General features: G+C 71.0%; 29 protein-coding genes. 18 read left to right on the top strand and 11 right to left on the bottom strand.

The features are described 5' to 3' along the window. The first annotated feature begins 10 nt into the window (after positions 1-10). The 8 genes from ACGFMM_RS01305 (at position 11) to ACGFMM_RS01270 (ending at position 5,603) form a co-directional block, all read left to right on the top strand. Entirely contained in the window at positions 11-733 is a 723-nt protein-coding gene (locus ACGFMM_RS01305) for a hypothetical protein (protein ID WP_393641994.1), read from the top strand. Positions 734-742: 9 nt separating this feature from the next. Further along, positions 743-1,273, top strand: a complete 531-nt coding sequence (locus ACGFMM_RS01300; RefSeq protein WP_393641993.1) for a hypothetical protein — start codon at positions 743-745, stop codon at positions 1,271-1,273. A gap of 57 nt (positions 1,274-1,330) precedes the next feature. Beyond that, positions 1,331-2,272, top strand: a complete 942-nt coding sequence (locus tag ACGFMM_RS01295; protein ID WP_393641991.1) for an N-acetylmuramoyl-L-alanine amidase — start codon at positions 1,331-1,333, stop codon at positions 2,270-2,272. 13 nt (positions 2,273-2,285) lie between these two features. Further along, complete coding sequence (locus ACGFMM_RS01290) at positions 2,286-2,633, top strand: hypothetical protein (protein WP_393641989.1); 348 nt, start codon at positions 2,286-2,288, stop codon at positions 2,631-2,633. After that, positions 2,634-3,068, top strand: coding sequence for a hypothetical protein (locus ACGFMM_RS01285; RefSeq protein WP_393641987.1), 435 nt, complete (start codon positions 2,634-2,636; stop codon positions 3,066-3,068). 46 nt (positions 3,069-3,114) lie between these two features. Then, on the top strand, positions 3,115-3,408 hold the full coding sequence (locus ACGFMM_RS01280; RefSeq protein ID WP_393641986.1) for a hypothetical protein: 294 nt from the start codon (positions 3,115-3,117) through the stop codon (positions 3,406-3,408). 34 nt (positions 3,409-3,442) lie between these two features. After that, positions 3,443-4,432 (top strand): hypothetical protein, encoded by a 990-nt coding sequence (locus ACGFMM_RS01275; RefSeq protein ID WP_393641984.1) that lies wholly within the window; start codon positions 3,443-3,445, stop codon positions 4,430-4,432. Positions 4,433-4,568: 136 nt separating this feature from the next. After that, the gene (locus ACGFMM_RS01270; RefSeq protein ID WP_393641983.1) at positions 4,569-5,603 is read left to right on the top strand and encodes a tyrosine-type recombinase/integrase; all 1,035 of its coding nucleotides are present in this window, start codon (positions 4,569-4,571) and stop codon (positions 5,601-5,603) included. Between the two features lie 443 nt (positions 5,604-6,046). Here the strand turns inward: ACGFMM_RS01270 and ACGFMM_RS01265 are convergent, their stop codons facing one another. Beyond that, positions 6,047-6,460, bottom strand: a complete 414-nt coding sequence (locus tag ACGFMM_RS01265) for a hypothetical protein (RefSeq protein WP_393641981.1) — start codon at positions 6,458-6,460, stop codon at positions 6,047-6,049. Positions 6,461-6,839: 379 nt separating this feature from the next. Here ACGFMM_RS01265 and ACGFMM_RS01260 point away from each other — a divergent pair, with 379 nt between their 5' ends. Next, complete coding sequence (locus tag ACGFMM_RS01260) at positions 6,840-7,349, top strand: hypothetical protein (RefSeq protein ID WP_393641979.1); 510 nt, start codon at positions 6,840-6,842, stop codon at positions 7,347-7,349. 74 nt (positions 7,350-7,423) lie between these two features. On the opposite strand, the gene ACGFMM_RS01255 is transcribed toward ACGFMM_RS01260, so the two are convergent. From ACGFMM_RS01255 to ACGFMM_RS01245, 3 genes are read right to left on the bottom strand one after another with little or no spacing between them, the layout of a single operon-like run. Further along, positions 7,424-7,660, bottom strand: coding sequence for a hypothetical protein (locus tag ACGFMM_RS01255; protein ID WP_393641978.1), 237 nt, complete (start codon positions 7,658-7,660; stop codon positions 7,424-7,426). A gap of 42 nt (positions 7,661-7,702) precedes the next feature. Next, the gene (locus ACGFMM_RS01250; RefSeq protein ID WP_393641976.1) at positions 7,703-7,873 is read right to left on the bottom strand and encodes a hypothetical protein; all 171 of its coding nucleotides are present in this window, start codon (positions 7,871-7,873) and stop codon (positions 7,703-7,705) included. A gap of 9 nt (positions 7,874-7,882) precedes the next feature. Beyond that, a complete protein-coding gene (locus ACGFMM_RS01245; protein ID WP_393641974.1) occupies positions 7,883-8,095 on the bottom strand; it encodes a GntR family transcriptional regulator in 213 nt (70 codons plus the stop codon). A 185-nt stretch (positions 8,096-8,280) separates the two neighbouring features. Between ACGFMM_RS01245 and ACGFMM_RS01240 the strand changes: the two genes are divergently transcribed. Then, positions 8,281-8,487 carry a hypothetical protein gene (locus ACGFMM_RS01240; RefSeq protein ID WP_393641972.1) on the top strand — a complete coding sequence of 69 codons (207 nt, stop codon included), beginning with the start codon at positions 8,281-8,283 and terminating at the stop codon, positions 8,485-8,487. A gap of 9 nt (positions 8,488-8,496) precedes the next feature. On the opposite strand, the gene ACGFMM_RS01235 is transcribed toward ACGFMM_RS01240, so the two are convergent. Then, positions 8,497-8,709 (bottom strand): hypothetical protein, encoded by a 213-nt coding sequence (locus ACGFMM_RS01235; RefSeq protein ID WP_393641970.1) that lies wholly within the window; start codon positions 8,707-8,709, stop codon positions 8,497-8,499. Positions 8,710-8,728: 19 nt separating this feature from the next. Then, a complete protein-coding gene (locus tag ACGFMM_RS01230; RefSeq protein ID WP_393641969.1) occupies positions 8,729-9,070 on the bottom strand; it encodes a DUF6233 domain-containing protein in 342 nt (113 codons plus the stop codon). Positions 9,071-9,117: 47 nt separating this feature from the next. Between ACGFMM_RS01230 and ACGFMM_RS01225 the strand changes: the two genes are divergently transcribed. After that, positions 9,118-9,444, top strand: coding sequence for a hypothetical protein (locus ACGFMM_RS01225; RefSeq protein ID WP_393641967.1), 327 nt, complete (start codon positions 9,118-9,120; stop codon positions 9,442-9,444). A gap of 134 nt (positions 9,445-9,578) precedes the next feature. Here the strand turns inward: ACGFMM_RS01225 and ACGFMM_RS01220 are convergent, their stop codons facing one another. Then, on the bottom strand, positions 9,579-9,809 hold the full coding sequence (locus ACGFMM_RS01220; protein ID WP_393641965.1) for a helix-turn-helix domain-containing protein: 231 nt from the start codon (positions 9,807-9,809) through the stop codon (positions 9,579-9,581). A 309-nt stretch (positions 9,810-10,118) separates the two neighbouring features. Between ACGFMM_RS01220 and ACGFMM_RS01215 the strand changes: the two genes are divergently transcribed. Further along, positions 10,119-10,349 carry a hypothetical protein gene (locus ACGFMM_RS01215; RefSeq protein ID WP_393641963.1) on the top strand — a complete coding sequence of 77 codons (231 nt, stop codon included), beginning with the start codon at positions 10,119-10,121 and terminating at the stop codon, positions 10,347-10,349. Between the two features lie 339 nt (positions 10,350-10,688). Here the strand turns inward: ACGFMM_RS01215 and valS are convergent, their stop codons facing one another. Then, positions 10,689-13,271, bottom strand: coding sequence for a valine--tRNA ligase (gene valS, locus ACGFMM_RS01210; protein ID WP_393641961.1), 2,583 nt, complete (start codon positions 13,269-13,271; stop codon positions 10,689-10,691). 206 nt (positions 13,272-13,477) lie between these two features. Here valS and ACGFMM_RS01205 point away from each other — a divergent pair, with 206 nt between their 5' ends. Beyond that, complete coding sequence (locus tag ACGFMM_RS01205; protein ID WP_393641959.1) at positions 13,478-13,810, top strand: nuclear transport factor 2 family protein; 333 nt, start codon at positions 13,478-13,480, stop codon at positions 13,808-13,810. Between the two features lie 31 nt (positions 13,811-13,841). On the opposite strand, the gene ACGFMM_RS01200 is transcribed toward ACGFMM_RS01205, so the two are convergent. Next, positions 13,842-14,582: an SDR family oxidoreductase gene (locus ACGFMM_RS01200; protein ID WP_393641958.1), complete on the bottom strand. Its 741-nt coding sequence runs from the start codon at positions 14,580-14,582 to the stop codon at positions 13,842-13,844. Positions 14,583-14,715: 133 nt separating this feature from the next. Here ACGFMM_RS01200 and ACGFMM_RS01195 point away from each other — a divergent pair, with 133 nt between their 5' ends. Further along, positions 14,716-16,347 carry an alkaline phosphatase D family protein gene (locus tag ACGFMM_RS01195; protein WP_393641956.1) on the top strand — a complete coding sequence of 544 codons (1,632 nt, stop codon included), beginning with the start codon at positions 14,716-14,718 and terminating at the stop codon, positions 16,345-16,347. Between the two features lie 40 nt (positions 16,348-16,387). Beyond that, positions 16,388-17,662 carry a Bcr/CflA family multidrug efflux MFS transporter gene (locus tag ACGFMM_RS01190; protein ID WP_393641955.1) on the top strand — a complete coding sequence of 425 codons (1,275 nt, stop codon included), beginning with the start codon at positions 16,388-16,390 and terminating at the stop codon, positions 17,660-17,662. Positions 17,663-17,718: 56 nt separating this feature from the next. Here the strand turns inward: ACGFMM_RS01190 and ACGFMM_RS01185 are convergent, their stop codons facing one another. Then, on the bottom strand, positions 17,719-19,005 hold the full coding sequence (locus ACGFMM_RS01185; protein WP_393641953.1) for a hypothetical protein: 1,287 nt from the start codon (positions 19,003-19,005) through the stop codon (positions 17,719-17,721). A 234-nt stretch (positions 19,006-19,239) separates the two neighbouring features. Between ACGFMM_RS01185 and ACGFMM_RS01180 the strand changes: the two genes are divergently transcribed. Beyond that, entirely contained in the window at positions 19,240-20,232 is a 993-nt protein-coding gene (locus tag ACGFMM_RS01180) for a small ribosomal subunit Rsm22 family protein (protein ID WP_393641951.1), read from the top strand. Between the two features lie 16 nt (positions 20,233-20,248). On the opposite strand, the gene ddaH is transcribed toward ACGFMM_RS01180, so the two are convergent. Beyond that, on the bottom strand, positions 20,249-21,073 hold the full coding sequence (ddaH, locus tag ACGFMM_RS01175; protein ID WP_393641950.1) for a dimethylargininase: 825 nt from the start codon (positions 21,071-21,073) through the stop codon (positions 20,249-20,251). Positions 21,074-21,255: 182 nt separating this feature from the next. Between ddaH and ACGFMM_RS01170 the strand changes: the two genes are divergently transcribed. Together ACGFMM_RS01170 and ACGFMM_RS01165 are read left to right on the top strand one after the other, a co-directional pair. After that, positions 21,256-21,903, top strand: a complete 648-nt coding sequence (locus tag ACGFMM_RS01170) for a TetR/AcrR family transcriptional regulator (protein WP_393641948.1) — start codon at positions 21,256-21,258, stop codon at positions 21,901-21,903. A 224-nt stretch (positions 21,904-22,127) separates the two neighbouring features. Beyond that, a complete protein-coding gene (locus ACGFMM_RS01165; RefSeq protein ID WP_393641947.1) occupies positions 22,128-22,910 on the top strand; it encodes a bifunctional DNA primase/polymerase in 783 nt (260 codons plus the stop codon). Positions 22,911-22,950: the final 40 nt, after the last annotated feature.

The following is a 22,950-nucleotide window of genomic DNA, read 5'->3' as shown; positions in this document are numbered from 1 at the left end:
GAAGGCCCCCATGCCCGAGACCACGAACGGCATCGAGTACCCCGACTCCACCGGGCATACCCGGATCTGGGAGCACCTGGAGACGCTCGCCGAATCCATCGACCCGCAGCTCACCCCGCCGGACCGGCAGGTTTTCACCAGCTCCGGCACGTGGAACAAGCCCGCGGGCGCGAAGTGGGTGCACGTGCAGGTGCAGGCCGGCGGGGGCGGCGGCCACAACGCGGTCCTGACGATCGCGTCGCAGACGTCGTGCGGCGGCGGCGGGCAGGGCGGCGGGTACGCCGAGTCGAAGCTCCTGGCGTCGGCGGTGGGCTCGTCGGAGTCGGTGACCGTCGGCACTGGCGGCGCTGGCGGCGGCGGCACCGGCGGCACGTCGTCGTTCGGCGCGCACGTGTCCGCGACCGGCGGCGGCGGTGGCGCGGCGTCCGCTGCGGACGGCACCGCCGTTGCGGTCGCGGGCGGCTCGTCCACGCAGACCCTCACCGGCGACATCCAGGTCGCCGGGCAGGGCGGCGGCGCCGGGTTCAAGAGCGGCACCGCTGGCGCACTCGGCGGCCAGGGTGGGTCCGCGCACCTCGGCGGCGGAGCGCGCGGCGTGGCCACCAATGGCACCGGCGTCACGGGCTTTTCCTTCGGCGGCGGCGGCTCCGGCGCGGCGAACGGGCCGTCCCGTGCGCAGGGCGGCGGCGGCGCCGGCGGCCCCGGCCTGGTGGTCGTAACCACGTATTTCTAAGGAGCATCCTTGCCGTACCTGACAACCGCCGGCCTCACCCTGCAGGGCGCGCTGGCGACCGACCCGTTCCAGCCTGCGAGCGGCTCTCTCGCGCTCGGCGCGCTGGAGACCACGGACATCCCCGTCGACCTGTCCTCGTCGTCCTTCCGGACGCTGTACCGGGTAGTGACCGGGCCGGTGCAACCGGGCGACGCGCTCGACATCGACGCGGACGCGCGAGTCACGAACAACTGCGGCTACAACATCGGCGTCGCGTGGCATTTGTGGATCTACGACTACGACAACCCGCTGAAGACCGCGGGCCCGTGGACCCGGATCAGCGCGTTCTCCGGGGAGAACGTGACGCCGGACATGCACCACATGCCGCTGCACATCAGCACCCTGTACCGGATGCCGGAGGACTGGCCGCCCGGGCACCGGCCCGTCGTGGTCATGCGCGCGGACGCCCACTCCACGGCGTGGCAGCCGGGCCACACCCTCGACGTCGACCCGGGATACGGACAGCTGATCGTCCGCCACTGGGCCCCGCCGCCCGCCTGATCCCGCCCCACCCGCACGCCCCGCGCCTCCGGCCGGGGCCTTTCTGTTGGAGGGCCCATGGCCTGGTACCCCGGCGCCGTGAAGATGGAGCTGCAGCCGGAGTCGGACTCCCAGCCGGCGATCCGGCCGACGCAGTTCATCGTGCATTCGATCATCGCCCCGTGGACGGCGAAGCGGACCTACGAGTACTGGCGCGACTCGACCAACCTGGAGTCCCACTTCGGGCTCGGGTACGAGGGCGACCTCGGGCAGTTCATCGGGACCGAGACCCGCGCGGACGCCAACTACCAGGCGAACCGGCGGCCGGACGGGACCGGCGCGGTGAGCATCGAGACCGCGTCCAACACCAAGGGCACGGACCCGTGGACGCCCGCGCAGATCGAGCAGTTGATCCGGCTCGGCGTGTGGCTGCACGAGACCCACGACATCCCGCTGCGGATCTGCCGCACCTGGGATGACCCCGGGTTCGGCTACCACCGCCTGCACGACGAGTGGGCGAAGGACGGCACCAACTGCCCCGGTGACGCCCGAGTGCGCCAGTTCCGCGAGCTGGTCTTCCCCGGGATTGTCGCCCGCGCTTCTGGCCAGACTCCCGCCCCTGCCCCGTCCGAGGAGGACGACCCCATGCCCAAGGTGATCACCGAGTCGAGCGACACCGACAGCGGCCTGAAGGCCAAGACCTGGACCACCGTCGCCATGGCCACCGACACCGCGCTGCTGCAGGGCCCAGTCGCCTACTCGGTCGCCGCGTACCTGCGGATCGGCGGGACGCCGGGCACGCAGGTGAAGGGCCGGTTCTACGACCAGTACCCCGACGGGCACGGCTCCCAGGACCTCGCCATCGACCTCGGAACCGTCGGCCCCGACGGCGTCCTCGACGCCCAGATCGCCCGCCCCGGCCAGCTCGCCGACCGGGTGCAGCTGAAGCTCGAAGTCTGGGCGGACAAGCCCGCGACCATCACCTACCGAGTCCTGCGCAGCCTGCGCTGGACAGCCTGAACGGAGAACCTCGATGCGTATCTTCGGCCGCGAGCCCGCGCTCGTCATCGCCACCATCAGCGCCGCCCTGTCCCTGCTCGTGACCTTCAACGTCGGTCTCTCCGGTGAACAGGCCGGCGCTATCGTCGCCGCCATCTCCGCAGTTCTGGCCGCCGTCACCGCCGCCATGACGCGACCGATCGCGCCGTCAGCATTCACTGGCGTCGTCGCCGCGAGCGTCGCCCTCCTCGCCGCCTACGGCTTCAACGTGAGCCCCGAGACCGTCGGCGCCCTCAACGCCGTGGTCCTCGCCGTCCTCGGCCTCCTCACCCGCGGCCAGGTCAGCCCCACGCCCGCGAGCCGGCCCCTGTCAGGGGTGTAAGTGAGGTGCACACTCCTGCGGCGGCTCAAGCGCCAGCTCGGCCGCCGCGGGGCGATCCTCACCTGCTACGGCGCCGTGTGGACGCTGTACGGCACAGCACAGCTCCTCACTCCGGCAGCCGACCAGCGAGGGCTCAGCGTCCTCCTCAACATCGTCCCCCTCACCGTGTGGGCCTGCGGCTGGATCGCCGCTGGCGTCATCGCCCTCGTCTGCGCATGGGCTCCGCCAGGCCGAGACGCAGCCGCCTTCCTCGCCCTGCCGCTTGTGGTCGTGCCGTGGATGGCGAGCTACCTCGTCACCTGGATGCTCGGCGAGTTCCCCCGCGGCTGGGTGGCAGCGGCAGTCTGGACCGCAATCACCGTCCCGGTCCTCGTCGTCGCGGGATGGCCCGAGCCGCCCCGCGGTAAAAGAGCGGAGCCACCCTATGAATCCTGAAACATGGGCCTCGTTGGGCGTGTCGGTAGCCACAGCAGGGGCAGGTGTGTGGGCGGCCCGCTCCGCCCGCCGCACCAAGCCGCAAGAGCGCCGGGACGACTTCACCGCAATCGCCACACAGCAGGGCGCTGCGATCGAGCGGCTGGAGAAGCGGGACCGCCAGCGCGAAGAGGACATGGAGAAGCAACGCGAGCGCCTCGCCGACCAGGACGCGGCCCTCGGCTACCTGCAGCGCTGGGTCGGAACCCTCGTCGGCTACATCAGACAGGCCGGCCTCGAGCCGCCGCCCGCCCCGCCGATGCCCGACGGCGTCCGCACCTACCTCGACCACATCGTGTGAGGAGGCTCAGATGCCGTTGCCGACAACCAGGACCGTGACGGGCCTGTACGTCAGCCCCGCTACTGGGGCTGCTGCGACGGGCACCGTGGCCTTCACGCCGGTCCCGACTGTGTGGACCGACACCGCGGGCAACCAGATTCTCGCGGGCAGTGTCGAGGTCACGCTCGACGGTGCGGGCGAGTTCTCGCAGGCGCTGGTGACGACCGACGCCAGCGGGGTCGAGCCGACGTCCGGCCGGCTGTGGCGGATCGAGGAACGCCTGACCGGACTCCCGATCCGGGCCCGGCACTTCGCCCTGCCGACGGGGGACGGGTCGCCGATCAGCATCGCCGACATCGTTGCTGCGGACCCGGGCGCGGTCGGGTACACCCCGGTCGAGGGACCGGCCGGTCCGGCCGGTCCGCAGGGCGTGCAGGGGGAGACTGGGTCGGCCGGTCCACAAGGCGAGGAGGGCCCACAGGGTGAGCAAGGCCCTCAAGGCGAACAAGGACCGCAGGGGATCCAGGGCCAGCAAGGCCCGACCGGGCCGCAGCCGTCGCTCGGGGGACAGGGCGCGGGGGACACGATCGCTCTGCGGTCGACGGACATCCTGCTTGCGTACAAGACCGCGGACGAGCAAGTGGCCAGCAGCATCGTGCTCCAGGACGACGATCACCTCACCCTCCCTGTGGTAGCGAACGGCGTGTACGCCCTCGACGCCTACTTGGACGTCGAGGCGGATCCAGCCGCCGACATCACCCTCGGCTGGTCGGTGCCAGCTGGTGCGACGCTGTCGTGGACGGAGACCGGCATCAGCGCGGGGAACACAGGCAACATCGGCTCGCTGAAGCAGTCGAGGTTGGACGTGGCCACCTCGTCCGGGGTCGGCATCGTCGCTGCAGGCTCGGCGGTCCGTCCGGCCGGGGTCCTCCGCGTCGCCGGGACCGCGGGAACGCTGCGGCTCCGCTGGGCTCAGTCCGTCTCTTCGCTCACCCCGACAATCCTGAAGGCTGGCTCGTGGATCCGGCTGACCCGCATCGCATGACAACGCCCCCACCGCCACTGGCGGTGGGGGCCTTCTCTCGCGCCAGGCTGGACCGCACGACTCTCGATAACCCACACATATCAAGACCAGTCAGGAGTACGCTAGTTCGGGACAAACCACCGAGAAGGAGGCGAACTTGGCAAGCGAACTCGTACCGGTTGAAGACGTAGAGATCGTCAGCGACGACGCATCTCGCGTCGAACGCGACCATCAGATCTCTAACGAGACTGCCAACGACCTCAAGCGCGCGACCGCCGCCAACACCGACCGCGCATACGCCCGCTGGTGGCACATGGCCCTCGACTGGTGCGAGCAAGAGGGACGCACCCCTCTCCCCATGACTGCCCAGACCGTCGCCGAGTTCATCGGTCACCTCAAGCGGTCCGTCTCACCGAAGACTGGCAAGCCCTACTCGCCCGCCAGCCTCGACCAAGCCCTGTCCGCAATCCGCACCGCGCACTTCCGCGCAGGCTTCGAAGGGCAACCCCACTCCCGAGCCGCCCGCGACATCATCAAGGTCCACCGGCAGGACCGCGCCCGGGACGGATGGCGTCCCCGCCGAGCCAAGGCCGTCACTCTCGACGTGCTCCGCCTCCTTCTCGCACAGTGCGACACGGATTCGCTGAGCGGCCGGCGTGACGCCTCCATCCTGGCCCTCGGCTATGGGCTCATGGGTCGCCGCTCCGAACTCGCCGCGTGCACCATCGACCAGGTGACTGTCTCGGAAGACTGGGTCACCGTGTTCATCCCCATGTCGAAGACGGACACCAACGCTCAAGGCGAGGACGTCGACATCCCTCGCGCCGTCGCCCCGGACATCGACGCGGGCGCGGTCGTCGGCTCGTACCTTGCGGGCCTGGCGGAGCACGGCGTCACCGACGGCCCCCTGCTGCGTCGCATCGACATGTGGGGCAACGTCGGCGACGGCATGTCGGGAGAGTCGGTGAACGTCATCGTGAAGAAGCTGGCCAAGGCCGCCAACCTGACCGACGCCGAGCGGACCACGGCCCATGGGCTCCGCGCCGGCGGCCCGACCGACGCGGCCGAACGCGGTGTACCTGTCCCATTCATCGCCGAGCACGGGCGGTGGAGCAAGAACTCAACCCAGGTACTCAGCTACGTCCGCCCAGCCGACAAGCGACGTAACAACCCGCTGCTGCGCAAGGACTAGCTACTCCCGTACCCTGATGCGGCGGCGTCCCACCCACTAGACCTGGGTGGGGCGCCGCATTGTTGTCTACCAACTTGACTCGGCATGCACTCCGTAGCCCTCGTGGTGGTGGTCGGTAAGGCAGTCCCGGCAGAACGGATGCCGGCAGATCCGGCATTCGGTATCCGCCGCCGCCTCGCAGCCGCGGCACGGCATTGCTGGCACGATGTGAACGTCCAACCCGACTTGCGCCGTCTCCGCGGCAAGGTTGGTGGCGCTGAGTAGCTCGCCCATGGGGTGCTGCGACCCTATGCGCAGGTCCCGCCCATCGCGGTCGAGCGCCGTCCAGGACCAGGCCCCCGCGTTCCGCGCGGCTTCACTCGGGTAGACCCGGACGAGTCGGGATCCCTCCGGCAGGTCGATGCCGAGATGCCGAAGTCGGGCGATGAGGCGTTCGGCGGAGGTCACAGCTGGGTCACCCATGCCTTGGTGGCGACGCCAACGAAGTCGACGCGCGCGCCGGTCTCGGTGTAGCCGTACCGGCAGCTGGCCTTGATCTCCAGACGGACGACCTTGACCGGCTGCCCGGTCACCTGCTTGCGGTCGCGGGCGAGGTAGACGCGGCCGTTCTCCTGCGCCTCGGCCTGAACGAGGAACGGCGTCGCAACGCCCTTCAGTGTCCGCCACTCGGGAGCGGGCGGCTCCTTCACCAGCTCGACGTTGCCCTCCAGGGCGTAGCGCTCGACGCCGTCGGCGCAGGCGACGGTCACCATGGACTGACCGTTGGTCGTGTAGATGTCGACGACGGTGCCGGTGAACTCGACTCGACCCAACTCACGGTTGTTGATGTGACCGGTGACCTTCTGCCCCATGCGCATTTAGCTCTCCCCTGGTAGCCGCTGGTTTCTGTACCTACAGAATGCCTTCAGCGTGGACCCTTGTCAACCTCCCTTCCCAGATGGATGCTAGTTTTTGTACCCACACCTACGAGGGGGAGACGTGGCCCGACCCGCTACAGGCAAGACACCACTCCGGAACATCCGCGTGCCTGACGACCTCTGGCAGGCGGCAAAGCAAGAGGCCGCCGCTGAGGGGCGCAGCCTCACGGACGTCATCCTCGGAGACCTGCATCGGTACGTGACCCGCCGGCGACGCGAGCGAGGGGTTGCGGACGGCCCGCCCGAGACCTCAAATCCTGGCGCTTAAGGGAACGTTATGCGCTGGGGGCCGCCGTCCCGCCTGCGCAACAATGCGGCAATGAGTGAATGGATAGCGGCAGCCGCTGGCGTTGCGGGTGCATTGGCTGGCGCTGGCGGCGCCGTGCTCGGGGCAAGGCTCACGGCGAAGGCGGCCATCGCGCAGGTTGCCAGCCAGCGCGCCGACAACCTGGATCACTGGATCCGAGGACAGCGACGCGACGCGTACACGCACCTGCTGGAGGTCGCCGACCGGTCCATCGCGCTCGAGCAGGACGTGAACTTGAGCGTTGTGGTCAATGGACTCACGGACGCGGTGATGGATCAGGTGGCAGCCGCAGTCAACGACCTGCGTGCTGCAGCCGCCCGAGTCGACATCTGCGGGCCGGCGGAAGCTCGGCTTGCCGCCGACAAACTGCGTGACACAGCCACCAGGGCGTTGGCGCTGATGACCGACGTCATGGGGGACGAGGGCACGACGATGGAGGCCATCAACAACGCGGCCAACAGCCGAGACGAGGCTCACGAAGCATTTAGGAAGGCGGCGGCCAAGGCTCTCGGTTTCGAGTAGGCGGATGCGCCCACAGCCACTGCGAGTGTCCATGCGTCAGGCCATGCCTGCCGCATGCCTGTCAGCGCGAGGTCCTAGCTCTCGCTGTCCGCCTCGGAGTGCAGCACGGCCTTCTTGAGCGCGGCCTCCACAGCGAACCGGCTCTGCCCGGTCGCCTCGGCGTGCGCGGTGATCTCGGCATGGAGTTTCTCGGCCGCCTCCAGCCAGGGCTTCCACGCTTCGGCGCTGTACGCGCCGACGGTCGCTTCACGCTGCGCCTCGACGGCCGAACGCTGGAGTTGGATCAGATCGTCAGAGAGTTCGATTGCCACGAGCCGGATCGTAAGCGCCGGCTCTGACATTCCCGTGGAGGCTCAGGCCGCGAGCTGCTGCCCGGCCTGCTGCCGCTCCGCCTCCATGGCTGCGGCCCACTCCACCAGGAGCGCGCGGTACCGGCCGCGGTCCTCGACCGCCAGCGCGCCGGACGTCCACAGGCGCCGGATCTCCTCGTTCACCTCAGCCGCGGACCGCCCCACCCCAGTCATGGGATCAGGCTACTCGCGGGGTCTGTCAGCCGGCCGGTTCGCGACGAACGAGCCCAGGCCCGGCTCCGTGTAGATGAGCCCCTCTGTACGGAGGGCGCGATGGACCTTCTGCCCGGTCGCTGCGGCGATCCCGAACTCGGCCTGCAGCTGGAGCACCGACGGCACTCGCGTCCGCGGCGGATAGGTGCCGTCCGTGATCCGCTGCCGGACCACCTCGGCCACTTGACGCCATCGTGGCTGGTCAGGAGCAAACTCGATCACGTTCCCCACGCTGACACGCCACAGCACATCAGGCGAGATATGGCATGCGTAGCACGCCATAGCACACAGGCGATACCCTGCGGAAACAGAAAGACCCCGGCGGCCGTGTCACCGGCCCCGGGGCGCGGACGACAGCAGGAGTCGCCATGGCGGATTCTACGAACCCCCAGACCGCAGCGGCAGAGGACGGACCACTCGCCCGCGCCCTACGCGCCAAAGCCGCAGCTGCCGCGCAGGCGTACCGCGACTTCATCGCCCACGTCGCCGAATGCTCCGACTGCCGCACTTGGGGACTCGACTGCAAGGCAGCGGCGAGCCTGCGGCAGGCCTGGCGCGACGCGCGCGTCCGCTGACTGGGTGCCTCAAGCCGCGTCCCACACATGCGCCCGGCTGCCACGCCACTCCACCCACTGCGGGTCGTCGAGGAGTTCAGCGGCGTCGGGCAGGCCGGCGCGGCGGAGGAACTCGAGCACGTCCCGGTCACTGTGGGCGAGCCCGAGGATCTCGTCGCCCACGGTGACTCGACGGCCGCCGGTCGGGCTTGGTCGGTGCACGACTATCGGCGCACTGCTCATATCTCCAGGGTGCCGCTACTCACTCCAGGACGCCGAGTTCGGAGTCGGGCCGGCAGATCTCGCACGCCCGGATGCCCTCCGCGGTGATGGCCCGCAGCGCCTGCTCGCGGTCGAGGGGCCGGGTGTGGTGGCTGGCCATCCTGCAGCCGCCGACGTGCACGGAGTCGGCGACCGGCTGCCCCCGCTGTCGCAGGTAGGACAGCACCCACGTGGGCCCGTCCGGCAGCTGGCGCTGCGGTCGCATGTCCGCCTCCCGTTGCTCGACCTCGCTGATGCGCGCCTGGACGCGGTGCAGCGAGTAGGCGAGCCAGGTCTCCAGGGTGCGGAGCCTCGGCAAGTCAGGAGGTAGATCTTCGGACACGTGTTCTATTCTAGGGCCGGGAGTCGTCGCGGACAGGAAGGGGTGCCGTGAACCCCGAGCAGGAGCCGCCCCCGCCGCACGTCGCCGCCATCCTCGCTGCCCTCATCGCCGCCGGGCGCCCGGCACCGGAGCGCGTTCAGGTCTATTGGGCTGCACCGCCGGGTACGGGCAGCGCCCCTGATGAAAGCGTGCTGTGCGCCGCCGTTCGATGGGCTGACGACACCGCAGCCCTCTGGGACGAGGTGCGGGGCTGGCGTGTCGTGGGCGCGCGGCCGGCTGCCGGCGCCCGCCTCGTGACAGCAACCCGGGCCGCGGCAGGCGATGAACCCGAGCGGATTGCCATGGCGCTCCTCGCCGGACTGGAGGCGTCGTGAGCGTGAGCGCTGTCAGTGGGCGGGTCTACCGTGGGCGCATCCCATCCACGCTTGCTGCTTGTGGCGTGGCACTCGAACCCGCCCTGCCCGGAACAGCGCCCGGCGCAGGGCGGGGCTGCTCCCGTTGTTTGCCGTCAGGGCAGCAGGTCGCGCGCGGACATGCTCAACGCATTCGCGACTCGAAGGAGATGGCTGAATTTCGCATCGTTCTGGCCGCGCTCTATGCGCTGGATCGTGGATCGGTCGATGCCGGCGAGGTCGGCGAGCTCTTCCTGGGTGAGGTCTGCGTAGACCCGGGCGTCGCGGACTCGCTGCCCGAGCGCCTGCTGGGCGCTGGTGATCCATTCGGGCTGGTCGGCGGGCACGGGTCAAAACGCTCGACCGATCAAGATCGTTTGTCAGCAGCTACTTTGCGGCTTTTCATGATCATGGTTCAAGCGGGACCGAAAGGGTATGACCGGAATCGATCCATCCACCCCAGCCCTGCGGCCCTCTGGCATATGCCGCAGGGCTAGAGGTACCGTCCCGAATAGAACACGCGTTCACTCGAAAGGATGAGCAACCACGTGACAGCTGCATCCGTTGGGCATGTGAGGGTGCGTGCCGACAGGCCGGCCACCCCGAGTAGGAGCGCGGCCCTCGGCCGCCATGCGACAGCTGCAGCGGAGACTGTCATGACCCCGGACGCCATCCTCGCCCTGTACGACTGGGAGATCGGAGCCTGCTTTCGATGCAGCGCAGCGGACGCCTTCGTGACACGCATCGACGAGATCGTCACGCCGAGAGGGGAACGCTACGAACTCTCGGCGTGCGGTATCTGCGTACTCGGCATGGAGGAGGAGCGCCGGCATCATGCGGAGCGCAAAGGGTTCCCCTACGTGGCTGGCGAGCTGGGGCGGCGATGAGCGTAGACAGGGGCCTCGACGCCCCCCGGATTGCCCCTGACCTGCTGTAGACGCAGTGGCTGCGGGCTTCTCCGGGGGAGTCTGTGGGGAGGATCTGGGGGGTGGGGAGAGTCGGGGGAGGGGCGGATCAGAACCCGTCTACCCGCTATCGCTCCCCATCGGAACGGATCGGAACCCATCGGAACAGGCAAAACGTGGTGCGAGATGGATGCTCCGAGAGGCGTCCCAGGTGAGAAGAGACCGGGCGACAGAACCCGGCGTACAGCCCGACTCGTCTGCCGCTCGACCAACGCAAGGGGTCCCGCCGCTCACCGCGACGGGACCCCTTGTGCGTCGTCGTTACGAGAGTTCCACCTCGACCGACAGCTCCGCGTCGTTCTCGGCGCGCGACTCGAGCTCGGCCACGTTGCCGGCCGCCTTGAGGTCACCGGCCACCAGGGCGATGTTCTCCAGCACCTCGGCCGGGGCCGTCACCACGACGCGGGCCACCTCGGCGCGCATCGAGAGCTTGGCGGCCGACTTCGCCTTGCGGATCATGGAGATCGCCGAAGCCGCGACCTCGGCCAGCTCCGGCGCACCGCCGCCGGCGCCCTCCGCCAGCTCCTCCACGGCCGGCCACGCGGCCTGGTGCACGGTGGAGTCGTGGGTCCACGACCACGTCTCCTCCGTGACGTACGGGAGCACGGGCGCGAGCATCCGAGTGACGACGTCCAGGGCGCGGCGCAGCGTGATCCTCGCCGACTCGGCGCCCTCCTCGCCGGCCTTGCCGTACGCGCGCTCCTTGACCAGCTCGACGTAGTTGTCGCAGAAGAACCAGAAGAACCGCTCGGTCTCGTCCAGCGCCGTGGTGTAGTCGAAGCCCTCCAGGGCGGCCGTCGCCGTGTTCACGGTGTCGGTCAGCCGCGCGAGCAGCGCCTTGTCCAGGGGCTCCGTCGTCGTCGCGCCCGCGCCCGGGGAGGGCAGCGAGAGCACGAACCTGCTCGCGTTGAGCAGCTTCACGGCGAGCCGGCGGCCGATCTTCATCTGCTGCGGGTCGAAGGCGGTGTCCGTGCCCGGACGGCCGCTGGCCGCCCAGTACCGGACCGCGTCCGCGCCGTACTCGTCCAGCAGGTGCCCGGGGGTGACGACGTTCCCCTGGGACTTGGACATCTTCTTGCGGTCCGGGTCGAGGATCCAGCCGGAGAGCGCGGCGTGCTTCCACGGGGTCGTGCCGGACTCCAGCTGCGAGCGGACCACCGTGGTGAACAGCCAGGTGCGGATGATGTCGTGGCCCTGCGGACGCAGGTCCATCGGGAAGACCTGCGCGTACAGCTCCGGGTCGGAGAGCCAGCCGCACGCCAGCTGGGGGCTGAGCGAGGAGGTCGCCCAGGTGTCCATGACGTCGGGCTCGCCCATGAAGCCGTTCGGCTTGCCGCGCTGGTCCTCGGTGTAGCCGGGCGGGCAGTCGCTGGACGGTTCGACGGGCAGCGTCGACTCGTCGGGGGCGATCGGCTTGTCGTAGTCCGGCTGCGCCTCGTCGTCCAGGGCGTACCAGAGCGGGAAGGGCACGCCGAAGAAGCGCTGGCGGCTGATCAGCCAGTCGATGCTGAGGCCCTGGACCCAGTCGTTGTAGCGCGACTGCATGTGCGGCGGGTGCCACTGGATCTCGGCGCCGCGGCCGAGGAGATCCTTGCGGTGCTCGACGGTCTTGATGAACCACTGCCGGCTGCTGACGATCTCCAGGGGCTTGTCGCCCTTCTCGAAGAACTTCACCGCGCGGGTCGTCGGGCGCGGGTCGCCGATCATGCTGCCGTCGGCCCGCAGCTCCTCGACCAGGAGCTCCCGGGCGCTGTGCACGGTCTTGCCGACGATCTTGTCGTAGACCGTCTGCGCGCGCTCGGCGTCCTCGGTCGGCAGCGCCTGGAAGTCGACGGCGAGCAGCCGGCCGTTGCGACCGATGACGGTACGCGTCGGAAGCCGGAACTCGCGCCACCACAACACGTCGTTCACATCGCCGAAGGTGCAGACCATGGCGATGCCGCTGCCCTTCTCGGGGTCGGCGGCCGTGTGGGCGACCACCGGCACGCGGACGCCGAACAGCGGCGAGACGACTTCCTTGCCGAAGAGCGGCTTGTACCGCTCGTCCTCGGGGTGGGCGACCAGCGCCACACAGGCCGGAAGGAGTTCGGGGCGGGTCGTCTCGATCAGGACGTCCTCGACGCCGTTGTCGGACTCGTGCTTGAAGGCCAGCCGGTGGTACGCGCCGGTGGCCTCCTTGTCGACCACCTCGGCGTTGGCGACCGCGGTCTGGAACGAAACGTCCCACATGGTGGGCGCCTCGGACTGATACGCCTCACCGCGCTCGAGCAGGCGCAGGAACGCCGCCTGCGAGACCCGCTGGGCCTCCTTGCCGATGGTCGTGTAGGTCATCGACCAGTCGACGGAGAGCCCCAGCTTGCGCCAGAGCTCCTCGAAGACGCGCTCGTCCTCGGCGGTGAGGGTCTCGCACAGCTCGACGAAGTTCTGCCGAGAGATGCTGACCGCGGGGGCCTTCTTGTCCTTGCCGGTCCGCTCGGACACGGGCGTCGGCGCGGTGAAGTCCGGGTCGTACGGCAGCGAGGGGTCGCAGCGCACGCCGTAGTAGTTCTGCACCCGGCGCTCGGTCGGCAGACCGTTGTCGTCCCAGCCCATGGGGTAGAAGACGTGCTTGCCGCGCATCCGCTGGAAGCGCGCCACGATGTCGGTGTGGGTGTAGCTGAAGACGTGCCCCACGTGGAGCGAACCGCTGACCGTGGGCGGCGGGGTGTCGATGGAGAATACGGCGTCACGGCTGCCCGGCCGGTCGAAGCGGTATACGTCCGCCTCGCTCCAGAACGTGGACCACTTCGATTCCAGCTCGTCGAGCGAGGGCTTCTCCGGAAGCGGAGACCCGTAGCGCGTCACACCGACACACCCTTCCCAGTCTGTTCTGCACCCTGAAGCCGACCGGCCCGCGCAGCCGTTCCGGCGGCGCCCATGAGTGACGGGTCGACTCCGCCCAGTCTAGGGGCCTGTTGACGCGCCACGGGCGGCGTAACGTCCACGCGGCGGGGGGCGTTCAGGTGTACCGGTGGGGGTCCAGCAGCCCCTACCGGAGGAGTACACGTCTCATGACCATTCCCGTCGAGCAGCTCAGCGATCCCGCCGTGCGCGCCTTCGTCACCGCGCTCAACGCCAACGACCGGGCCGCGTTCTTCGGCGTGCTCAGCCCGGACGCCACCATGGCCGACGACGGGTCCGAACGGGACCTGGGGGAGTGGACCGAGCGGGAGGTGTTCTCGTCCGCCGGGCACATGGACGTCGAGGCCGAGAGCGACGACGGGCGGGAGCTCGTGGCCACCTACCGCAACGACACCTGGGGCGCCATGCGGACTGCCTGGCGGTTCACCGTCGACGGCGGGAAGGTCTCGCGGTTCGAGACCGGGCAGGCCGGAGGGGTCTGAGAGGCCTGAGGGCCTGTCGGGCCGGCCTGGGTCAGCCCCTTCCGATGTACGGCATGGTCGTCGCCATGACCGTGGCGAACTGAACGTTCGCCTCCAGCGGCAGCGCCGCCATGTGCACCACCGTGCGGGCCACGTCGCCCGCGTCCATCACCGGTTCGACCTCCAGCCGGCCGCTCGGCTGGAGGATGCCGGTCTGCATACGGGCCGTCATCTCCGTGGCCGCGTTGCCGACGTCGATCTGGCCGCAGGCGATGCGGTACGGGCGGCCGTCCAGCGAGAGGGACTTGGTCAGGCCCGTCATGGCGTGCTTGGTCGCCGTGTACGCCACCGAGTTCGGGCGCGGCACGTGCGCGGAGATCGAGCCGTTGTTGATGATCCGGCCGCCCTGCGGGTCCTGTTCCTTCATCGCCCGGAACGCGGCCTGGGCGCACAGGAACGAGCCCGTCAGGTTCACGTCCACCACCTGACGCCACGTCTCGTACGACAGGTCCTCCAGCGGGGTGCCCCCGCCCGCGAAGGAACCCGCGTTGTTGAAGAGGAGGTCCACCCGGCCGAAGGCCGCCCGGACGGCCTCGAACAGGGACCCGACCTGACCCGGGTCCGTGATGTCCGTCGGGACCGCCAGGGTCTCGCCCGCCGCCTGACGCGCCGTCTCCTCCAGCGGCTCCCGCCGCCGGCCCGCCAGGGCCACCTGCCAGCCGGCCTCCGCCAGGGCCAGGGCCACGCTGCGGCCGATGCCCGAACCCGCTCCCGTCACCACTGCGATGCTCATGGGCGCGCAGCGTACGGGAGATCGGTGCACGGAACACTCATCCGTCCGACACGCGGATGTTCTGTACCCGACAACCCAGGGACGTCCCACGCCACTCCAATGCGTCACATCGCAGCCGTCTGGGGAGGGGCATATGACTTCCGTGCATCGTCACGATCCCGAATTCCGCGCCGCCGCACAGCACTTCGGCCGCCGCAGATTCCTCACCGCCACCGGCGCCGCCGCCGCCCTCGCGTTCGCCGTCCAGCTTCCGTCCGCCGGCGCGGCCGCCGCGGCCGAGTTCGACGGGCGGCGGATCTCCGAGGACCCGTTCACGCTCGGCGTGGCGTCCGGCGACCCGCTGCCGGGCTCCGTCCTGCTCTGGACCCGGCTCGCGCCGCGGCCCTACGAACCGGACGCCGGACTGCCCCGCCGGCGGGTGTCCGTGCACTGGGAGCTCGCGCACGACGAGCGGTTCGCCCGCGTCGTCCGGCGCGGCCGGGCCACCGCCCATCCGGAGTTCCAGCACACCGTCCACGTGGAGGTGCCGCACCTCGAGTCCGGCCGCCGCTTCTTCTACCGGTTCCGCGTCGGCGACTGGACCAGCCCCGTCGGCCGCACCCGCACCGCGCCCGCCGAGGGCAGCCGGCCGGCCGCCCTGAAGCTCGCCGCCGTGTCCTGCCAGGCGTACCACGACGGGTACTTCACCGCGTACGGGCACCTCGCCCAGGAGGACCTCGACGCCGTCTTCCACCTCGGCGACTACCTGTACGAGTACGCCGTCACCGCCACCGGCGGCGCCCGCGCCTACACCGACCGCCGGCTGCCGGCCCACTTCAACCGCGAGACGCTCACCCTCGAGGACTACCGGCTCCGCTACGCCCTCTACAAATCCGACCCCGACCTGCGCGCCGCCCACGCCGCGCACAACTTCGTCGTCACCTGGGACGACCACGAGACCGAGAACAACTACGCCGGCGACATCCCGGAGAACGACGTCCCGCCGGAGGAGTTCCTGCTGCGCCGGGCCGCCGCCTACCGCGCGTACTGGGAGAACCAGCCGCTGCGCCGCCCGCAGCAGCCCCAGGGCCCGGACATGCAGCTGTACCGCCGGCTCCGCTTCGGCCGGCTCGCCCAGTTCGACATCCTCGACACCCGCCAGTACCGCTCCAACCAGGCGTACGGCGACGGCTGGCAGGTCCCCGGCCCCGAGTCCGAGGACCCGAGCCGCACCATGACCGGCGCGACCCAGGAGCGCTGGCTGCTCGACGGCTGGCGCGGCTCGCAGGCCCTGTGGAACGTCGTCCCGCAGCAGGTCGTCTTCGCGCGGCGGCGGAACGTGCCCACGCCCGACTTCAAGCTCTCCATGGACTCCTGGGACGGCTACCCCGCCTCCCGCCGGCGGATCCTGGACGGGGCCGCCGCGGCCGGCGTCGCCAACCTGATGGTGCTCACCGGGGACGTCCACGTCGGCTACGGGCTCGACATCAAGGCCGACTTCGACGACCCGGGCTCCCGGACGGTCGGCACCGAGATCGTCGCCACCTCCATCAGCAGCGGCAAGGACGGCTCCGACCGGCCGGCCAACCACGACGCCCTGACGACCGCCAACCCGCACATGAAGTTCTACAACGGGCGGCGCGGCTACGTGACCGTCGAGCTCGGCGCCGAGCAGGCCCGCGCGGACTTCCGCACGGTCCCCAGGGTGACCACGCCCGGTGCGCCGATCGCGACGGCCGCCTCGTTCGTGACCGAGGCCGGGAACCCGGGCCTGCGGCCCGCCTAACATGAGGAAGGTTTCACGGTTCAACGACATGGAGTAACGGATGCCGGAGCGCGGTCGGGCCACCACGGCCGAAGAGGAGATAACCGGCGGTCCCGTCACCGCCGCCCGGCGGGCGGGACTGCTCGTCACCCTCGTCCTCGGCGGGCTGACCGCCCTCCCTCCGCTGTCCATGGACATGTACCTGCCGGCCCTGCCGCAGGTCACCGACGCGCTCCGCGCGCCCGCCGCGACGGTGCAGCTCACCCTGACCGCCTGCCTGGCCGGCATGGCCCTGGGCCAGCTCGTCGTCGGCCCCATGAGCGACAAGTGGGGCCGGCGGCGGCCGCTGCTCGTCGGCATGCTCGTGTACGTGGTGGCCACCGCGGCCTGCGCCTTCGCCCCCGGCGTCGACGTGCTCGTCGCCTTCCGGCTGCTCCAGGGCCTGGCCGGCGCGGCCGGCATCGTGATCGCCCGGGCCGTGGTCCGCGACCTGTACGACGGCGTCGAGATGGCCCGGTTCTTCTCCACCCTCATGCTGATCTCCGGCGTCGCCCCGATCGTCGCCCCGCTCATCGGCGGCCAGATCCTGCGGATCACCGACTGGCGCGGCGTCTTCCATGTGCTCGCCGTCATCGGGGTGCTGCTCACGATCGTCGTCTGGCGCTTTCTGCACGAGACCCTGCCACCGGCGCGGCGGCACGCCGGCGGCGTCGGCCAGGCCCTGCGCACCATGGGCGGCCTGCTCGCCGACCGGGTGTTCACCGGCTACATGCTGGCCGGCGGGCTCGCCTTCGCCGCGCTCTTCGCGTACATCACGGCCTCGCCGTTCGTCGTCCAGGAGATCTACGGGGCCTCGCCGCAGACCTTCGGCCTGCTCTTCGGGCTCAACTCGATCGGCCTTGTCGCGGTCGGCCAGATCAACGGCAAGCTGCTGGTCGGCCGGATCAGCCTGAACAAGGCGCTCGGCTTCGGGCTCACGGTGATCACGCTGGCCGCGGCGGCGCTGGTGCTGATGACCGCGGGCGTCTTCGGCGAGCCGGGCCTGGCCGGGATCGCCGCCGGGCTGTTCGTGCTGATGTCCGCGATGGGCCTCGCGATGCCGAACACCAACGCGCTGGCCCTGATGCGCACCCCGCACGCCGCGGGCTCCGCCTCCGCGCTGCTCGGCGCCTCGTCGTTCCTGATCGGCGCGCTCGTCTCGCCGCTGGTCGGCATCGCGGGCGAGACCACGGCCGTCCCGATGGCCGTGGTCCAGCTGGGCTGCGCGCTCGCCGCCCTCGGCTGCTTCCTGCTGCTGTGCCGGCCCCGGAAGACGGCGGGGACGGCTGCTTCGTAAGCGGTACTGCTCCGTGAGCGGTACGGCTCACGGAGCGGTCCTACTCCCTGAGCGTCCTACTCCTTGATGCGGTACGCGATCAGGTGCCGCCGGTCCTTCGCGTCCGTCCAGCGGAACAGGCCGATGCCCAGCGTCTCCGTCTGCGGGAGCCGCATGTTGGGCTCGAGCAGCTCCGGCTCGCCGGTGAACATGTCGACCGTCAGCGGCGCGCCCGCGCCCGCGAGGGCGTCCCGGGCGCTGCGCGCGCCGGCCGCGCCGTACACGATGCCCTCGTTGCCGACGGAGACCAGGGTGAGCCGGTTGCTGCCGTCGGGGTCCTCGAAGCAGTAGCCGGTCTTCTCCTCCAGGTCGAAGGCGAGGGCGCCGGAGACCAGGAAGCGTCCGTCCGGGGAGACCGCGGCCGCCGGGTACTCGCTCGGCGCTATCGTCGGCCGGCGGCACTCCGCCTGGACCACGATCTTGCCCGTGTCGAGCGCGTGCACCGCCCAGATCTCGTGGGTCGCCGCCTTCGGCGTCTTGGGCGCGTGGTGCCAGCGGGCCAGCACGTGCTTGGACGTCACCGCGGTCGGCAGACCGCTCGTCGCGTCCGCGCCGCGCGGGGCGACCGTACGGCTGAACCAGCTGTTGCGGACCCAGAACTCCCGCGCGCCGCTGACCAGCAGGCCCTTGTCGGTGACCCCGAGGACCTCGGTCAGGGTGCGGCAGTTGGTGCAGCCGCCCGGGTAGCCCAGCTTGTCGGCCGGGGTCGACGTCATCTCGCCGGTCTCCGGGTCGACGACCGTGTTCTTCGCCTTGCCGTCGGCGATCAGGATGCCGGGGCCGGTGCCGGTGACGACGGGCGCGTCGGACCAGGGGACCTCGACCCGGCGGCGGTTGCCGTCGGTGGTGTCGTAGACGTCGAGGGAGACGAAGGTCCCGGTCGAGTTCAGGCCCTCGCCGGCGGTGCTGCCGTACGACCAGGCCACGAAGTACTGGCGGTCGCCCTTGGACACCGACAGGAGCCGAGGGAAGCTGCCCGGGGCGGACAGCGGCCGCCACGGGTCGCCGGTCCACTTGGTCGCGCCGGTCTTCGCGTCCACGGCGCGCAGCCGGTACTGGAACTGGCCGGCCCGCTCCACATAGCCGACGAGGCCGTTGGACTGCGCCACCGCGTACTCGGGGGAGGCGTCGGCCGCCTCCCAGCCGAGGGCGGTGTCGTAGCCGTCGGGGACGGTGAGCTTGGTCGCCGGACCCGAGACCTTCACCGGCTTCTTCTTCTGGGCCTTCTCCGCGGCGTCTCCGGCGTCGCACATGGAGAGCAGCAGGAGCAGGAGGAGGATGCCGAGCCCGCCGAGCATGCTCATCCGGACGAACCGCTCGCGCGGCGTCGCCCCGAGGCTCGAACCGAAGCCGGGACCGCCGGACCCACCGTTCGTGAAACGGCCGAATCCGAATCTGCTGAAGTCACCACGCCTGGACAGCTCTGCCCCCTCCCCGACAACGGCGGCCAGCCTAGCAATCGTTTGGGGGCCGTAAGGCCGGGGTCCGGCCAATGAGCGGGTCCCGATCCGGCCATCCGGAGCGCCTAAAATGCGGTGGTGAACGCCTCACCCCGTACCGCCGACGTCCTGCGGTCCTCCCTTGCCGCGCTGCTCGACGGGCTGCCGCCGAGCCAGGCCGCCCAGGCCGTGGAGCGGCTGATCGCCAGCTACCGGGGTACCACCCCGACCGACGCGCCCGTGCTGCGGGACCGCTCCGACGTGGCCGCGTACGCCGCGTACCGGATGCCCGCCACCTTCGAGGCCGTCAGGTCGGCGCTCGACGCGCTGCGCGCCGCCGCCCCCGACTGGCGGCCGGGCGCCCACACCGACATCGGCGGCGGCACCGGCGCGGCGAGCTGGGCGGTCGCCGAGGCCTGGGAGGACGAGCCGCAGGGCGGTCCGCGCACCACCGTCCTGGACTGGGCCGAGCCCGCGCTCGCGCTGGGCCGGGAACTGGCCGCCGGGGTCTTCGAGGCGGAGTGGCGGCGGGCCCGGATCGGCTCGGCCATGCGGCTGGACGAGACGGACCTGGTGACGATCTCGTACGTGCTGAAGGAGCTGACCGAGGCGGACCGGACGGCGGTGGTGACCGAGGCGGCGCGCGCGGCGCAGGCGGTCGTGATCGTGGAGCCGGGCACCCCGGACGGGTACGAGCGGATCATCGCCGCACGCGAGCTGCTGATCGGGGCCGGGCTGAGCGTCGCCGCGCCCTGCCCGCACAACGGGGCCTGCCCGATCGAACGGGGCCGGGACTGGTGCCACTTCGCGGCGCGGGTGAGCCGGTCGTCGCTGCACCGGCAGGTGAAGGGCGGCTCGCTGGCGTACGAGGACGAGAAGTTCAGCTATGTCGCGGCGACCAGGTTCCCGGTCGCCCCGGCGCTCTCCCGGGTGACCCGCAGGCCGCAGATCCGCAAGGGGCAGGTGCTGCTCGACCTGTGCGGGCCCGAGGACGAGGGGCTGTCCCGGACGACCGTGACCAAGCGGCACGGCGCGCTGTACAAGGCGGCGCGGGACGCGGAGTGGGGCGACGCCTGGCCCCCGGAGGGGTGACGTCGCCCCTCGGGACCTACGGGCGGAGCTCCTGCGTGCAGCACTTCACGCTGCCGCCGCCCTTGAGCAGTTCGCCCAGATCCATCGGGACCGGTTCGAAGCCGCGCTCGCGCAGCGGGCCGAACAGGCCGGTCGCCGTCTGCGGGAGGACCACGTTCCGGCCGTCGCTGACCGCGTTGAGGCCGAACTCCGCGGCGTCCTCCTCGCTCGCGATCAGGGCGTCGGGGAAGAGCCGGGCCAGGACCGCGCGGCTGCCGGGGGAGAAGGCCCCCGGGTAGTACACGATCTCGTCCGCCGCGTCGTCGAGCACGCACAGTGCGGTGTCCAGGTGGTAGTACCTCGGGTCCACCAGGTCGAGCCCGATCACCGGACGGCCGAAGAACTCCTGCGCCTCGGAGTGCGAGAGCGGGCTGGAGCGGAAGCCGCGGCCGGCCAGGAGGTACGAGGAGGTGACCGCGAAGTCGCCCTCGCCCTCGTTGACGTGCTCCGGCTCGCGGATCTCCGCGTAGCCGTGGGCGCGGAACCAGGCCAGATGGGCGGCCGCCTCGGCGGTCCGCTCGGGGTGGGCGAACCGCGCGCCGAGCACCCGGCCGTCCACGACGGTCGCGCCGTTGGCGGCGTAGACCATGTCGGGCAGGTCCGGGTCGGGGTCGAGCAGTTCGACGGTGTGGCCGAGGGCCAGATAGCGGTCCCGCAGGTCTTCCCACTGGGTGAGGGCGAGCCTGAGGTCGACCGGCTTCGCGGGGTCCATCCACGGGTTGATGGAGTACGTCACCTTGAAGTGCGCGGGTGGGCACATCAGATAACGGCGGGGCGATGCCACGCGCGGCGATGAGCGCAATGAGGGCTCCTCACGGACAACGGAGCGCACGGTGTGTGCGTGGAGCCATGGTCCGCCCACGGTGGCGTGCGCGCAGTGAACCGTTCGGGTGATCCGGACGAACTCTGTACTACACGGTGGATCATTGCGGGTAGAGGATCTCCCACTTGACGAGACGGGGCGTCTCGTTGAAGGCTGGGGTCATGAAGACCGACAAGCCCGCCGCCGCCCGGCCCGCCGCCAAGGCCCCCGACGCCTCCCGCCGCAGCGAGCGCTCCCGCCGCGCCATCTTCGACGCCGCCCTCGCCCTGGTGAGTGAGACGGGCTACGCCAAGACCACCGTCGAGGGCATCGCCGCCCGCGCGGGAGTCGGCAAGCAGACCATCTACCGCTGGTGGCCCTCCAAGGCCGCGGTCCTCCTCGACGCCTTCCTCGACCTCGCCGCCCAGGCCAACGAGGCGCTCGGCGGCGACGCCGACTCGGGCATCCCCGACACCGGCGACCTCGCCGCCGACCTGCGGTACGTGCTGCGCGCCACCGTCGACGAGCTGAACGACCCCAAGTACGACGGCCCCACCCGCGCCCTCGCCGCCGAGGGCCTGGTCAGCCCCGAGTTCGCCGCCCAGATGACCGAGCTGCTCATGGAGCCCCAGCTCGCCCACTACGTCCGCCGCCTGGAGGCCGCCCGCGAGGACGGCGACATCGCCCCCGACGTCGACGTCCGCATCGCCGCCGAACTGCTCACCGCCCCGCTCTCCCAGCGCTGGCAGTACCGCGGCCGCCCGCTCACGCACGACTACGCCGACGCGCTGCTCACCCACGTCCTGCGCGGCCTGAGCCCCCGCCCCTGACGGCTCCGGGAGTGTGTCGATGGTCACCCGCCGGGCCCGGCGGGCCCGGCGGCGCCGCGTCCGGCACCGGTGAGGCGTACCCCGGTTGGGGACTCCGGTCACCCGGGGCGCAGGATGGTGGGACGATGGCAGCAGCGTCGACCGCCTCGACCGCGGCCTCGACTGCTTCGACACGCGGTGGGACCCCCGCGTGCGCCGGGACGAGCACAGGTGTGAGGGGATAGATGGGCGACGGCATCGGCCGCTACCGCGGCACGGAGAGCAAACTCGCGCAGTGGTTGCGCCGACGCTCCCGGCGCACCGCCGCCGACGATGCCGGCCGCCGCGAGAGCCTGCTCCTCGCCACCGCCGCCGCCGGACTGCCGCTCGCCCCCGCCGCGTACCCCGTCGGCTACCGCTGCTCCTGCGAGCGCATCGGCTGTCCCACGCCCGCCCGCCATCCCGTCTCGTTCGCCTGGCAGACCCAGTCCACGACGGACCGGGCCCAGATCGAGCGCTGGGCGCTGGGCGAGCCCGAGGCCAACTTCATCACCGCGACCGGCATGGTCCACGACGTCCTGGACGTTCCGCTGGACGCCGGTCGCGCCGCTTTGGAGCGGCTGCTCGCCGAGGGCGTCGAGGTCGGCCCGGTGGCCGAGTCCGGCGCGGCCGTCGCCGAGGACGAACTGCCCGCCGACGAGCGCCGCATGCTGTTCTTCACCGCCACCCGGGGCACCCCCGAGGACGAGGACGAGTGGTGGCCCTGCGAGCTGGACTGCCACCCCGAGACCATGGACGAGCATCCCGGCATGCGCTGGCACTGCCGCGGCAGCTACGTCCTGGTCCCGCCCGCCCGGCTGCCCGGCGACGACCGCACGGTGGAGTGGGTACGCGGCCCGGAGCACGCCCTGCCCGACCCGCTGACGCTCCTGGAAGCCCTCACCGACGCCTGCGCCCGGTACGCCGACGAGCGCGCCGCCTCCGAGGACGCGGAGCACCACGAACCGGCCTGGCCGGTGCGGCGGTAGGACACGCAGAAGGGGCGGCCGCGGCCGCCCCTCTCCCGTA

Source organism: Streptomyces sp. NPDC048604, assembly GCF_043199435.1.
Lineage (GTDB): Bacteria > Actinomycetota > Actinomycetes > Streptomycetales > Streptomycetaceae > Streptomyces.
Note: the sequence above shows the minus strand (reverse complement) of the source record. Positions and strands in the feature narration are given on the sequence as shown.